This is a genomic window from Latilactobacillus graminis DSM 20719 (genome assembly GCF_001436415.1).
GTDB lineage: Bacteria > Bacillota > Bacilli > Lactobacillales > Lactobacillaceae > Latilactobacillus > Latilactobacillus graminis.
Genome location: NZ_AYZB01000058.1, coordinates 159,126 through 172,337 on the forward strand (window position 1 = coordinate 159,126; position 13,212 = coordinate 172,337).

The following is a 13,212-nucleotide window of genomic DNA, read 5'->3' on the forward strand; positions in this document are numbered from 1 at the left end:
ATTTTCAAATAAAAAAAACTGTCACTAGCGAAAGTGACAGTTGCTGGTTAAAATTAACTTATTTTCCGCGTTGAATAGCGTCAGTTTGTTTGAAAAGCTTCAACTTGCGTTCGTTCCAAAATGTTTCCGCCATATCGCGATAATAAATCGCAGTTTGGCAATCTGGACAACGTTTGATGCCATATTCAATTGGTACTTGGCAAGCAGGACAATGAAAATCAGTTGACGCAGGGATACTATTTTGCGAATCGGTCATTAAAAAGACTCCCATCAAGTTGATACCTGTAGTATACCGCATACTCCCGGCATCTGTTAAGTGATTAATCATTTTTTTTAAAAAATATGCACAAATCAGAAATAATATGGTATACTATGTCGAGTAATGCGAGTGTAGTTTAGTGGTAAAACTCAAGCTTCCCAAGCTTGCGTCGCGGGTCCGATTCCCGTCACTCGCTTCAAATTATCTATTTGTTTTTGTTTAGGAAGGATTAACTTTGGTTAATCCTTTTTTATTTTAGGCACATGGTTAATTATAATCATCTACGTAGTGTGAGGAGTTGCTGACAAATAATGATGCTTGAAAAAATCGGCTGAGTTCGCTATACTAACTGTTAAGTTAAAACAGTCAAAAGAATAACAGCAACAGCGATTTATAGCGAGCCCACAGATGGTGTAAGGTGGGTAATCAAGTTGGTGCGGCGCACTTTTGGTTGAACAATTGCATACTATTGAGTGGATCGATTGATCAATCAGAGTGGTACCGCGGGAATTCTCGTCTCTTTCATTTATTTGAAAGGGACTTTTTTTGTTCACAAATATTAAGGAGGCTATCAACATGGATTTTAAACAACAAGTAACCACTGCCTTGATGGGCGTATTAGGGGACAGTTTACCAGCAGATAAAGTCGCACAACTCATTGAAACGCCAAAAACATCAGATTTAGGGGATTATGCTTTTCCAACGTTTATCTTAGCGAAAACATTACGGAAAGCACCACAGCAAATCGCTCAAGACTTAGTTGCAGAAATAGATCAGTCTGGCTTTGAAAAGGTTATTGCCAATGGTCCCTACATCAACTTCTTCTTAGATAAGGCGGTTTTTAGTGATCAAATCCTCACGACGATCTTAACAGAAGGTGCTAATTACGGTCAAAGTAATCTCGGTAAAGGCGGTAACGTGCCAATCGATATGTCATCACCTAATATTGCTAAACCAATCTCAATGGGGCATTTACGCTCAACCGTAATTGGAAATTCAATCGCCAAAATTATGACAAAAGTGGGCTTTAACCCAATCAAAATCAATCATTTGGGCGACTGGGGGACCCAATTTGGAAAATTAATTGTGGCCTACAAAAAATGGGGGAGTGAAGCAGCAGTCAAAGCCGATCCGATCACGAACCTGTTGAAATACTACGTTAAGTTCCATCAAGAGGACGTGGCACACCCCGAGTTAGATGACGAAGCACGGGCATGGTTTCGAAAATTAGAAGCTGGGGATGAAGAAGCGACTCAACTTTGGTCATGGTTCAGAAGCGAATCACTGAAAGAATTCCAAAAAATTTATACAATGTTAGGGGTCGAATTTGATTCGTTTAATGGTGAAGCCTTTTATAACGATAAGATGGACAGTGTGGTCAACGCACTTGAAGCGAAGGGTCTCTTACACGAAAGTCGTGGCGCTGAAATCGTGGATTTGAGTGACTATAACTTGAATCCAGCTTTGATCAAAAAATCAGATGGTGCAACGCTTTATATGACACGTGACTTAGCTGCTGCGATGTACCGGCATGACACGTACAATTTCGTGCAATCATTATACGTTGTTGGCGGCGAACAACGGGAACATTTCAACCAAATGAAGGCTGTCTTAAAAGAAATGGGTAATGATTGGTCAGATGAAATTCGCCACATTCCATTTGGTTTAATTACGCAAGGTGGTAAGAAATTATCAACTCGGAGTGGGCGTGTGATCCTGTTAGAAGAAGTTTTAAATGATGCTGTGCAATTAGCTAGCGCTCAAATTGAAGCGAAGAATCCAGATTTACCTAACCGTGAAGAAGTTGCTAAACAAGTCGGGATTGGCGCCGTTATTTTCCATGATTTAAAGAATGATCGTTTAGATAACTTCGATTTCGACTTAGAAGAAGTGGTTCGTTTCGAAGGTGAAACAGGCCCGTACGTACAATATACCAATGCGCGTGCCCAAAGTATCTTGCGTAAAGCAAACCAAGAAGTCACAATGGATGCTGATTTAATCGTTTCAGATGCCAATGCTTGGGATGTTTTAAAGATGCTCAGTAACTTCCCTGACATGATTATTAAGGCTAGTCAAGAATATGAACCTTCCGTGATTGCGAAATACGCATTGCGTTTAGCAAAAGCTTTCAACAAGTACTATGCAAATTCTAAGATTTTAGCAGACGATGACCAGAAAAATGCCCGCTTGTCATTAGTGAAGAGTGTCAGCGCAGTCTTAGAAGCCTCACTAGCCTTACTAGGTGTACAGGCGCCCAAGGCCATGTAAATAGCGTGTGTATTTGAAGTAGAATTAACATCGGTAACCTAATGGCCAGCATATTGTTGTTTGGCTAACGTTAAGCACAAGAATCTAGTTTTGAAAGCCACATTTTAGCCACCGGATCAAACGATCTAGTGGTTTTTTTAATGATGCTAGATACTAATTCGGTGACAACACCAGTAACTTCCGTTATAGTAATCTTGAAATCAACGAGGAGGGTGCGCGATGATATTAGTGTTAAAACGACAGATTAAAGGAATTCCTGTTTTAGAAGTTGTCGGAGATGCAGATCGGCACCAGCCACTGCCGCTAGTGGTTTATTATCATGGTTGGCGTTCGGCCAAAGAACTAGTTTTGACACAAGCTCGTAAACTAGCTGCAGCAGGTATGCGGGTTATTTTACCGGATGCTCTCAACCACGGTGAACGGCTACAACCTGTTTCGGAAGTTCCTTCATGGACTTTTTGGCAAAGCATTCAAACTAATCTTGCCGAGTTTAGTTTAATCATCGATTACTGGCGACAACTCAATCTGATTCAAGCCGGTCGGATTGGTGTCGGTGGGGTTTCAATGGGCGGGATGACAACGGCGGCATTATTAACTAAGCATCCAGAAATCAAAGCAGCCGCATGTATTATGGGCACGCCAGCACCGCTAGCATATGCACGATTGGTCCGTGAAAATGTCCAGGTGCATCAGTTAGCGCAACCCGATGATTTAGGCTTGTTGACAAGTTGGCTAACGGCCTACGATTTAACCGAACAACCGCGTGCGATTGCAGAACGGCCTGTTTTATTCTGGCATGGTACAGCGGACGAACGTATACCGTACGAACAAGTGGCGATGTTCGAACGGCAGATTAACGATCAAACTTATGCTAAAAACGTAACATTTTTAACGGCAAATGGTGAACGGCATCTGGTGAAACCAGCATTAATGAATACCATCACTGCTTTTTTCAAATCGAATTTATAACAAAGACAACCGGCGGCGATTGTCTTTTTTTATTGGTCAAATTAGCTTGACTTCTTGTGTGTACTACGTATAATAATACAGTGTAATACACCTAGTGGATATTAAGGAGGTGCACGGCAATGATGATTGATAAGAGTAGTGCAAAACCGTACTACGAACAAATTGTGTTATTAATTAAAGCGCAAGTGTTACAAGGAATTTTGCAACCCGGTGAACGAATTGCATCGGTGCGTGAAATGGCACGGCAATTATTGATGAATCCCAATACAGTTAGTAAGGCCTACAAGATGTTGGAAATGCAAGGTGTGATTATGACAGTTAAGGGCCGCGGGACTTACATTGCCGAACAACAAGCGACTGTTAGAGACGATGTGAAAATTGCGCAAATCAAACATAAAATCCAAGATTTAGTTTTAGAAGCACGTTATTTATCAGTCGATAAAACAGAATTAACAACATGGATTACTGAGCAGTATGGAAGGGGTCAAGTAAATGCTAACGATTAATCAGTTAAATAAGCAAATTGGACAACAAACAATTCTAGAAGACATTACCTTTGAACAAACGCCGGGTGAAATCATCGGCTTGGTTGGACGGAATGGCGCTGGCAAATCGACTTTATTGAAATGCATTGCGAGTCATTATTTATTAGATGATGGTCAAATTTTAATTAACGGTGAATCGATCGAAACGAATCTAGCATTGAAAACTCAGATTTTTTATCTTGATGAGGACCACTTATTCTTCAAGAATTTATCGTTAAACCAAATTGGCCAGTTCTATGAAGCAGCATATCCACAATTTGACATGTCACAGATGATGGCGTTATTAGCAGAATATTATCTGATGGATAATCAACAATACCAACAGCTCTCTAAAGGAATGCGTGGTTTATTTAATATTATTTTGGCAATTAGTAGTCACGCACCATATTTATTGTTGGATGAACCTTTTGATGGATTAGATGTGGTCGTTTGTAAAAATGTGATTCGGCTATTACTGGATCAAGTGAGTGAAAACCAACGGTCACTATTAATTACATCGCATAATCTAGTGATGTTAGAGCCGTTAATCGATCGCACATTAATCTTAAAAGAAAGACATATTATTCAGGATTATCGATTGGAAACTGTTCGCCAAAATGCACGCAAACTGCAAATTGTGTTGAAGACTAATCAAGTACCATCATTGTTTAAGGCAGATGGTAGAATACTTAATATTTCAGGGCGTGTCATGGTTGTTTATTTCGCAGATTATACAGACGAATTGGCAGGCAAAATAGCGGCTTTAGATCCGGTCCTATGCGAATCATTACCGATTACATTAGCAGATATTTTTGAAGCAAATTTAACGAATGAACAAGACTATCAGGTCTTCGTTTAAAAAGAGGGGTAGTTCACAGTGCAAAAACAATTAGTTAGAATTATGAATTTACGTTATTGGAAATCACTAGTTGTCCTATTGTTAATGATTGTCGGATTGTTTAGTATCGCTGGTGTAAGAGCCGTGAATAATTGGCAACACGGATATGATTTCAATCACTCGCAATTATTTACCAAAAAGTATAAGGAACATCCTGAATATTATGATCTACAACAATCATCAGATGATAAACGGACTAAGTCATTAAAAGCGTATCAAAATGAAGATAATCAATTTTTTAAAAAAACGGGGGTTGGTGGGCCTGCTAGCAATCCGATGATGATTGTTGTACTGATAGTCGTCGTCTATAGTGCAGGGTTGATGACTTTTGCAAATGATCGCAGAACACATTTTGATACCTTTTTATTTGGCTTAACTGAGTCTCGGCGCCAAATTTATTGGACTAAATTACTTTATGGAATTGGGACACTAGTAGGGAGTCTTCTTGTCGGGCATGCAGTCTATTATTTAATTGTTGAACTAGCGGTTAAGGCACCATATGCGCAGATTGATCTAATGAATTTGATGCAACTTGAAAGCGGCAACTTAGCCTTGATGATTGGCATCTATACAATAGGGATATTAATTGGGTTGGTAATTGGTGAATTGTCAACGTTAATGATTGGTGGTTTAGGCTTTATGTGGTCGTTTGTCTATTCAATTACCAATATTGGGGATACTTGGCGCTTTTTGACAAGTGACAGTCCGATGGCATATTCGATTAGTAAAAATGACAATGGCACGTTATTAAGTAAATTTTTATCGCTTGAAAATAATCATCAGCAGCTTTACGACAACCATCAACAAGTTGGTTTGATGATTGGACTATGCTTGACAATCTGTCTGTTATTATGGTGCGGTGCTTGGATTTACAATCAATTATCGCTTGAAAATAAGTATCAGTTAGTTCAAGTTAGCAGCTTGAAAAAACCAATTGCATTTGTTAGCACCTTTTATCTGGCTTGGCTTTTTGGCATGAATGGATTCTTTAGTCGCCAACCAATTGAACTCATTCAGCATCATCAAAAAGCGATGTTGGGATGGATATTATTACGAAATCTGGTGGTGATTGGAATTTTTGCTTGGTTGTTTACTGAGCGGCCATGGCAAAATAAAAAGAAAATACTGTTTAAGCAGGCTGAGCGATAATGCTCGGCTTTTTATATGATTTCAGTATTTGATAATCATCATTTCCGTGGTAGGCTGTATATAAAGTATTATCAGACGGAGGTTAGGTAAACGTGGAAAATGGACGACTTAGACGTGCCAGTCAGTTTAATAAAACGCGTTTTCGCTTTGTGGGGAAAGGATTATTAGTGGGGATATTCACCGGATTAGTAGTTAGCTTATTTCGCTTAGCAATTGAAAAAGGTTTGGCCTTTGTCATCACGCTTTATCAGGGATTAAATGCGCATCCATGGTATTGGGGACTATTGATTATTACTAACTTGGTGATTGGGCTGTTGGTGGCGCAGCTATTAAAAAAAGAACCTAATATTAGTGGTTCCGGGATTCCCCAAGTTGAAGGCCAATTAGAAGGTGAGTTTGATTTTAATTGGTGGTCGATCTTGTGGCGTAAATTTATCGGTGGGATTTTAAGCATTGTACCGGGCTTATTCTTAGGTCGAGAAGGTCCGTCGATTCAACTGGGCGCTGCGGTTGGTCAAGGGGTCGCCGCTAAGTTTAAAAATCGCGGGGCCGATCGCCGGATCTTAATCGCTAGCGGGGCCGCAGCTGGCTTGTCGGCTGCATTTAATGCCCCAATTGCTGGTACGTTTTTCGTATTGGAAGAAATTTATCATAATTTTTCACCATTGGTCTGGATTACCTCACTAGCCAGTGCAATTGCCGCTAACTTTATTTCATTGGATTTCTTTGGCTTGGCGCCAACGTTACATATTACTTATTCGCAGAATTTGCCAATTAATCAATATTGGCATTTGTTGGTCCTTGGTGTGATATTAGGATTACTGGGATATGCCTATCAAAAGGTATTATTATGGTTACCGCAACTTTATGCAAAGGTCTCACTACCAAAAGCGTATACCGGATTAGTGCCATTGTTATGTGTTTTACCAATTGGTTATTTTTGGCCTGAGATTTTAGGTGGCGGCAACGGCTTGATTGCACACCTTGGCCAAAATCTGCCGACGATTAGTGTGGTTGTTGGTTTATTCTTATTACGATTTATATTTTCAATGGTTTCATATGGTTCGGGTCTACCAGGTGGGATTTTTCTGCCCATCTTATCACTCGGTGCTTTAATTGGGGCCCTTTACGGACTTGTGATGGTTCAACTTGGCTGGTTAGCACCGGTTTATGTCCCTAATCTAATTATTTTTGCGATGGGCGGGTACTTTGCTGGAATCGGTAAGGCACCATTTACGGCCATTTTATTAGTGACTGAAATGGTCGGCTCACTGGTTCATTTGATGCCATTAGCGATTTTATCGTTGGTGGCCTATATCGTCGTTGATTTAATGGGGGGTGCTCCAATTTATGCATCTTTACTACAACGGTTGCTTGACAAACCACATCGCCAATTAGCAACATTTTCCGATCGATTAGAAGTACCAGTTTTTGCCGGTGCGCCGCTTGAAGATCGTCAAGTTCGTGAAGTTGCCTGGCCCAAAACCTGTTTATTGATTGCCATTGTGCGTGGCGAAACTGAACTGATCCCACATGGTGATACAGTCATTCGGGCTGGCGATGCGCTGATTATTTTAACGGATCATCAGCTCCGTGCGACCGTCCGACGTCAAATTGAGGCTGCAGCCCAAGCGTTAAAAAATGTGGACGACAATCTCGTAAAATAATCGATAAAAAAGTGGTTATCAGTTACTTTTTATGCTAAAGTATTAAAAGACAGTGTAGATAGAAAGGTAGGGAACTAGGTTGGAAAATCTTATCCTGAACTTATTATTAATCGATTCAATCTTGATTGTAATCGCAGTCATGATGCAACCAAGTAAACAACAGGACGCGCTAAGTGCATTATCAGGCGGTTCTGGTGATTTATTTGGCAAGCAAAAGGCTAGAGGCTTTGAAGCTTTCATGCAGAAAGTGACAGTTGTCTTAGGAACCTTATTCTTCGTCTTTGCATTAGCGTTAGTGTATTTATCATCGCACTAAAATATGCGGGACGGGTCGAATTCTAATAAGAACTTTGATGCGGTCTCCTGTTGAATGGCAGGAGACCTTTTTAAATGAATTCAAGCTGTAATCACTGGAGGTGGAGGCATGACGTATCGATTACCACAACCGTTTTATTTTGACGGCGGTTCAATCGGGGTTGTGTTGTTACATGCCTATACAGGTAGTGCAAATGATGTACGGATGCTAGGCCGCTTTTTGGAAAAACAGAAACTGGCTGTGCGAGCACCACACTTTATGGGACATGCGACGGCTGATCCAGCTGATATTTTAACGACTGGTTCGGTTGATGCTTGGTGGACTGATACGAGGATGGCAATTGCGCAATTACAAGCAGCCAATAAGCGACCCTTATTTGTTTTCGGACTATCATTAGGGGGATTGTTTGCGATGCGGGCGCTTGAAGAATTACCGCAAATTTGTGGTGGTGGTATTTTTAGTGCGCCAGTACTAGAAGGGCCGACTGACAAGTTGATACCTCTTTTTTTACAATATGCACGTCGGACAATGCAACTAATGGCGACTACACCAATAGATGAGACAGCACGCCTGGCGGCTATTAGGCAATATTTACCACAACAGCTTGCCGAAATAGCGGCCTTTAGTCAGCTTGTGACTGATAACTTAGATCATATTGGTGATAAACCGGTGTTCATTGGTCAAGGCGGACAAGATCAAGTGATTGATTCAGCACAAGCATTAGCATTACAAGTACAGTTAGAACAGCAATCCATTACCGTTGATTACCATTGGTACCCACAATCTGGGCATGTACTCACGGTTGATCGTGAGCATCATCAATTAGAAACTGATGTCCTAAAATTTATAAACCGTTTTAAGAAATGAGAAAGAGGTGTTGATGTGATACAAGTTGAACAGATGAAAACAGCCATTCTTGGGATTTTTGAAGCAGACGCAACGCAGCAATTAAACGTATCCGAAATTAGTGAACGAATCGGAGTTGCCGGCTCACAAGGTTTTAAAGACTTAGTGAAAGTATTAGCAGAATTAGAAGGCGCCAAAATATTGAATATGGATGATGCTGGAAAGTTCCGTTTACCAGCAAGTAACCGCCTTGTCGAAGGAATCTTCCATGCAAATGATCGTGGTTTTGGTTTCGTTTCAATTGTCGATAAAGAACCGAGTGATCCAGATATCTTTATCGCACCACCCAATACAAATTTTGCGATGAATGGGGACACTGTTGAAGTAGCAATTCTTAAAGAAGCTGAAGAAAACAGTCGGCGTGGTCCGGAAGGAAAAGTTACTAAAGTTATTACTCGTGGAATTGAAGAAATTGTCGGTGAATTCATGCCCTATTCAGATATTCAAAAAGAAAAGACGGGTTTGATTGGTTATATTCAAAGTCACGCCAAAAAATTAAACAGCTATTTAATTTATTTAACTGATAATGGTTTGCATCCGCAAAAAGGAGATATGGTCCAAGTCGATATTACATCTTACCCAAGTGTCGATGCACCTGGTCAGATGCGCGGAATTGCCAAACAAGTATTAGGTAACAAAAATGATCCGGGGGTTGATGTGCTATCGATTGTTTATCAACACGATATTAAGACTGATTTTCCGGAAGAAGTCCGTTTGCAGTCAGAAGCGATTCCGGACACGGTTTTAGAAGCAGATAAATTGGGTCGCACGGATTTAACTGACCAAGATGTTGTGACTATTGATGGGGACGACTCTAAAGATTTCGATGATGCCGTGAACGTTAAGAAATTAGCGAATGGTCACTATTACCTCGGGGTCCATATTGCAGATGTGAGTTATTATGTGACTGAAGGTTCTCCGTTAGATGTTGAAGCATTGGATCGTGGGACTAGTACGTACTTAACCGATCGCGTGTTGCCAATGTTGCCATTCCGTTTATCAAATGGGATTTGTTCATTGAATCCTGATGTTGAGCGATTGGCATTAACGTGTGAAATGGAAATCGATGAACATGGCATGGTGATCGAACATAAAATTTTTCCAAGTGTTATTAAATCGGTTGCTCGAATGACATACAAAAATGTTAATCAGATTTTAACGGATCAAGATGTTGAATTACGGGCTCAATATGCACGATTAGTCCCTATGTTTGAAACGATGGCGGAATTACATGAAATCCTCTTGAAGAAGCGTCATAACCGAGGCGCGATTGATTTTGAAGAAGATGAAGCTAAAATCATCGTTGATGAAAATGGCAAAGCCATCGACATCGAGTTGCGTCAACGCGGCCTTTCAGAGCGGATGATTGAATCGTTCATGTTAGCTGCCAATGAAACTGTTGCTGAACATTATAGTAAGGCGCAAGTGCCATTTTTATATCGTGTGCATGAAACACCGGATGCCGATAAGATGAAAAACTTTTTCGAATTTATTACGGCTTATGGGATTCAAGCCCACGGTTCAAGTAAAAAAGTGACGCCAATGATGCTCCAAGAAGTTTTGACCCAGATCGAAGGCGAACCAGAACAGCCGATTATTACGACTATGTTGTTGAGAAGTATGCAACAAGCACGTTATTCAGATGAATCTCTAGGTCACTTTGGGTTGGGTGCGGATTTCTATACGCATTTCACTTCACCAATTCGACGTTATCCCGATTTGATTGTGCATCGCTTAATTCATAGTTATGCAAAATATGGGATGACAATTGAAGAAAAGGAAGCATGGGCACCAAAATTACAACCAATCGCAGAACAAACGTCACTTGAAGAACGGCGCTCAATCGATACTGAACGGGAAGTTGTCGACCTTAAGAAAGCTGAATATATGCTTGATAAAGTTGGCAATGAATATGATGCGGTAATCAGTTCAGTGACTAGCTTTGGGATGTTTATTGCATTGCCTAATACGGTTGAAGGTCTTGTACACATTTCACAAATGAAAGATGACTATTATAGTTTCGTTGAAAGTCAACTGGCATTGGTTGGTGAAAGAACCCACAAAATGTACCGCATCGGGCAACCAGTGCGTGTTAAAGTGGCAAATGTTGATTTAGATGCCCACTCGGTGGACTTTGAGCTATTAGCAAGTGAGGCAGTTCCGTTAGCTTCATCTGAAATCTTGAGTAAGCTCGAAGCACGACCTAAACGACCTATGCGGACAAATGATCATGAAAAAAATGGACAACGCCGAGGTGATCAAAAGAAAAATAGTCATCCCAGACGACCGGCCGCTAATCGAAATACACAAAAACGTACTTTTAAAAAGTAGGTGATTAAATGGCAAAAAAACACCCGCAAAAGCCAGCAAACTTAATCGCACAAAATAAAAAAGCTGGTCACGATTATAATATTTTAGAAACATTTGAAGCAGGGCTTGTCTTAACCGGGACCGAGATCAAGTCAGTCCGTAAAGGAAAGATTAATTTACGTGACGGATTTGCACGCGTTCGAAGTGGGGAAGCATATCTTGAAAATGTCCATATTAGTCCTTATGAACAAGGTAATCAGTTTAATCATGATCCCTTGCGTAATCGTAAGTTATTGTTACACAAAAAAGAAATTAGCAAAATTGGGGCCTTAACGAAGAATAAAGGAATCACGATTATCCCATTACGTGTTTACTTAAAGCATGGCTTTGCTAAAGTCTTAATCGGCGTTGGTGAAGGAAAGCGGGAATACGATAAGCGGGAAACACTCAAACGTAAGGAGCAAGACCGTGAAATGGCTCGCGCAGTGCGGATTAAAGGCTAACGATGACTTAAATATTTAAACAATCAATAAAGGCCACCACAAAAATTTTGTGGTGGCCTTTATTGATTGAGAGGCGCTGCTGAAATCGTTTATTACACAAAAAATATAAATGTTGTCAAACTGTAATATAACGTCATTGTTCTGCAATCTTCTGCTAGTAATTATTGCGTATAATCAAGGCTGAGTTACGAATGGAGGAATTTAACAAGATGCGAATTCGAAAGCTAATGTTAGCTGTTGCGACCGGTTTAGTTGCAATGGTTACGATGGGAACATCTGTTAGTGCTGCTAGCTTGAGTGAATTAAAAGCCCAAGAAAGTCGTACCCAAAAAAATATTGATGATACAAATTCAAAAATTCAGGTCACTCTAACGAGTGTGAATGCGAAGTATCAGGAGATTAATAGTTTAAAAGAAAAAATTAAGGAAAATACAGAAAGCATAGATCATTCACAGGCCCTATTAAAAAAACAGCAAGCTATATTGGCTCAGCGAAAAGGGTATGCCAAAGAACGGTTGCAATCATTACAACGTTCAGCGGATGATCGGAATGTAATTAACGCATTACTTTCAGCTGATTCATTAAGTGATTTTTTCAACCGCGCTTATACATTGACGATTCTTCAAAGTGCTAATAACCATAATATGGACCAATTAGTACAGAGCTATCGTGATACTCAAGCCATTCAAACAAAGTTGCAAGCTAGCAGAGCTGAACTTGATGGACAACGTAGCAGGTTAGATCAGCAATCTGCTGAACTGGAGCAACAAGTCAACGGTTTAAAGAATAATTTAAGCCAAAGCCAAGCAGCTCTTGCCACAATTGCTAAAGAAAAAATAGCAGAACAAGCACGCGAAGCGGCTAAGGCTGAAGCAGCTCAAAAAGCAGCTAGTGAAACTGCCAAAGCAGCTTCGAGCACTGCTGACGCTAGTGTGCAACAAGCCGATTTATCAAGAACAGCAGTTGGCAAAGCCGGTCAAACAATTCAAGTGGAAGCCACTGCTTATTCAACTGTTCAACCTGGATTAAGCCATTTTGGCGCAACTGGGATTGATTTAACTAAGAATCCAAATTGTATCGCGGTCGATCCTAGTGTAATTCCGCTTGGTTCACTCGTTTTAGTACCTGGATACGGCTATGCAATTGCCGGCGATACTGGTAGTGCAATTAAAGGACATATTATTGACGTTCATTTTCCAAGTGTTGCTCAATGTCGCAGTTGGGGTCGGCGACACATTGCAATTACAATTATTAAATAACATTAATACAGCCATAAAATATGGCTGTATTTTTATTTTGTCGTTTATAGATATTTTTTATGCTATAATAATTAAAATTACTGTAATGATTGCAATTAACAGTTATTGACACCTAGAAAAGTTAGTTGAAATGTCCAATACAATACTATAAACTGTTTGTAGTATTAAAATGAATGCTTCGTCT

12 protein-coding genes and 1 tRNA gene are annotated in these 13,212 nt (G+C 40.2%); 12 read left to right on the forward strand and 1 reads right to left on the reverse strand.

Annotated elements, in window-relative coordinates; translation table 11 throughout:
- Positions 1-58: 58 nt before the first annotated feature.
- Positions 59-256 (reverse strand): hypothetical protein, encoded by a 198-nt coding sequence (locus FC90_RS07820; RefSeq protein WP_057908680.1) that lies wholly within the window; start codon positions 254-256, stop codon positions 59-61.
- A 128-nt stretch (positions 257-384) separates the two neighbouring features.
- Between FC90_RS07820 and FC90_RS07825 the strand changes: the two genes are divergently transcribed.
- The 12 genes from FC90_RS07825 to FC90_RS07880 all read left to right on the forward strand — a co-directional run bounded on the left by FC90_RS07825 (position 385) and on the right by FC90_RS07880 (position 13,028).
- Positions 385-455, forward strand: a tRNA-Gly gene (locus tag FC90_RS07825).
- A 380-nt stretch (positions 456-835) separates the two neighbouring features.
- Positions 836-2,527 carry an arginine--tRNA ligase gene (gene argS / locus FC90_RS07830; protein ID WP_057908681.1) on the forward strand — a complete coding sequence of 564 codons (1,692 nt, stop codon included), beginning with the start codon at positions 836-838 and terminating at the stop codon, positions 2,525-2,527.
- A gap of 219 nt (positions 2,528-2,746) precedes the next feature.
- On the forward strand, positions 2,747-3,496 hold the full coding sequence (locus tag FC90_RS07835; protein ID WP_057908682.1) for an alpha/beta fold hydrolase: 750 nt from the start codon (positions 2,747-2,749) through the stop codon (positions 3,494-3,496).
- Positions 3,497-3,615: 119 nt separating this feature from the next.
- Positions 3,616-4,002: a GntR family transcriptional regulator gene (locus FC90_RS07840; RefSeq protein ID WP_057908683.1), complete on the forward strand. Its 387-nt coding sequence runs from the start codon at positions 3,616-3,618 to the stop codon at positions 4,000-4,002.
- Positions 3,989-4,879 (forward strand): ATP-binding cassette domain-containing protein, encoded by an 891-nt coding sequence (locus FC90_RS07845; RefSeq protein WP_057908684.1) that lies wholly within the window; start codon positions 3,989-3,991, stop codon positions 4,877-4,879. The genes FC90_RS07840 and FC90_RS07845 overlap by 14 nt, the downstream gene beginning before the upstream one ends.
- A gap of 18 nt (positions 4,880-4,897) precedes the next feature.
- Positions 4,898-6,067 carry an ABC transporter permease gene (locus FC90_RS07850; protein ID WP_057908685.1) on the forward strand — a complete coding sequence of 390 codons (1,170 nt, stop codon included), beginning with the start codon at positions 4,898-4,900 and terminating at the stop codon, positions 6,065-6,067.
- 92 nt (positions 6,068-6,159) lie between these two features.
- Positions 6,160-7,734: a ClC family H(+)/Cl(-) exchange transporter gene (locus FC90_RS07855; RefSeq protein ID WP_057908686.1), complete on the forward strand. Its 1,575-nt coding sequence runs from the start codon at positions 6,160-6,162 to the stop codon at positions 7,732-7,734.
- Between the two features lie 79 nt (positions 7,735-7,813).
- Positions 7,814-8,050 carry a preprotein translocase subunit SecG gene (gene secG, locus FC90_RS07860; protein WP_057908687.1) on the forward strand — a complete coding sequence of 79 codons (237 nt, stop codon included), beginning with the start codon at positions 7,814-7,816 and terminating at the stop codon, positions 8,048-8,050.
- A gap of 108 nt (positions 8,051-8,158) precedes the next feature.
- Entirely contained in the window at positions 8,159-8,917 is a 759-nt protein-coding gene (locus FC90_RS07865; RefSeq protein WP_057908688.1) for an alpha/beta hydrolase, read from the forward strand.
- A 15-nt stretch (positions 8,918-8,932) separates the two neighbouring features.
- Positions 8,933-11,287 (forward strand): ribonuclease R, encoded by a 2,355-nt coding sequence (rnr, locus tag FC90_RS07870; protein WP_057908689.1) that lies wholly within the window; start codon positions 8,933-8,935, stop codon positions 11,285-11,287.
- A gap of 8 nt (positions 11,288-11,295) precedes the next feature.
- Positions 11,296-11,769: an SsrA-binding protein SmpB gene (gene smpB, locus FC90_RS07875; RefSeq protein WP_057908690.1), complete on the forward strand. Its 474-nt coding sequence runs from the start codon at positions 11,296-11,298 to the stop codon at positions 11,767-11,769.
- Positions 11,770-11,978: 209 nt separating this feature from the next.
- Positions 11,979-13,028, forward strand: a complete 1,050-nt coding sequence (locus tag FC90_RS07880) for a 3D domain-containing protein (RefSeq protein ID WP_057908691.1) — start codon at positions 11,979-11,981, stop codon at positions 13,026-13,028.
- Positions 13,029-13,212: the final 184 nt, after the last annotated feature.